The sequence below is a fragment of the Paenibacillus sp. OT2-17 genome, assembly GCF_009827695.1.
In the GTDB taxonomy this organism is placed as follows: Bacteria; Bacillota; Bacilli; order Paenibacillales; family Paenibacillaceae; genus Paenibacillus; species Paenibacillus polymyxa_B.
Genome location: NZ_WUDQ01000866.1, coordinates 1 through 1,077, shown reverse-complemented (window position 1 = coordinate 1,077; position 1,077 = coordinate 1). Strand labels below are relative to the sequence as shown.

Here is a 1,077-nt window from a genome sequence, read left to right as displayed (position 1 = left end):
TACACGATCAATCCGTCCGACAATTTCCATTACAACGCCGTTATCTAACCGGAAGCTTAACGGAGGAAGCTGCTGACCCGGCCCAAAGTCTAACTCCAGCCCAATCGGCTCAAAGCTACCTCTTCGCGCATGTTCACCTAAAATCAACGAGGCACGGCTCACGATGTCTTTCAATTTACGCAAAATGTAGCCATACCGCTTGGAGCTCATTAAAATCTCGCCTTGCAGACGAGGAGCCAAACGCTCCACTGTACTTTCCGCCTCTTGGCGGCATTCCTCCGTGCTGAGACTGCCCCAGCTGACATTGCGTTTACGCAAATTGATCGCCATCTCTCCAAGCGCTGCATGAAATAATTGTCCGATATCCGGGGCCTTCAGGCGATACATTTGACGTTCCTTCAAACGAAGACCGTGAGAGGCAAAGTGCGAAAATGGACATGCCACAAAACGTTCCATACGAGATACGCTGGTACGCAGCTTGCTGCCGTACAGACGGCGGCTCGTTTCCTTCTGCATTTCGGCATGGTTCTCGTAAAAAAGTGAGGTCAACAGCTGACGCAGCTTGTCCTTCTCACGCCCTTGCTGGCTTGCGTACCAGTTATATACCTCCCACCAAGGGGATAAAATGTCACCGCCACGCCGCCAATGCCGTAATTGCGCAATGAGCTGCGGTAAAGCCTCGGACGGATGAGAAGCATACTCCCATTGCGTCGTCCAAGCATCCCCAGGCAAAGGGTATCCAGCCAGTGGACGCTCGTCCAGACTAGGAAACAGGTGCCGCACATGTCGTACTAACTCAGACGGCAGCAACGACTTCCCTTCTTCATCAGTCACTGCATAGCTCATCCACAGGCTTTTACCGGCTGAAGTAAGGGCCGTATAAGCGAGAAAACGTTCGTCCAACAGACGTCTTGTCATATCCGGCGCCAGCTCTACGCCTCGTTCGTTTAATGCCGTACGCTCCTGCTCATTCAGCACACCGTCCTCATGGAACACAGCCGGCATCACACCTTCGTTCATACCTAGTACAAAGGCATGTTGAATACCGGACACACGTGTACGGTCCGTGTTTCCGAC

The 1,077-nt window shown here is 52.6% G+C and carries 1 protein-coding gene; it reads right to left on the bottom strand.

Annotated features, from left to right (window positions below):
• Positions 1 to 1,077: PD-(D/E)XK nuclease family protein (locus tag GRP75_RS27760; RefSeq protein ID WP_202404350.1), on the bottom strand; the 1,077-nt coding region annotated here is incomplete at both ends.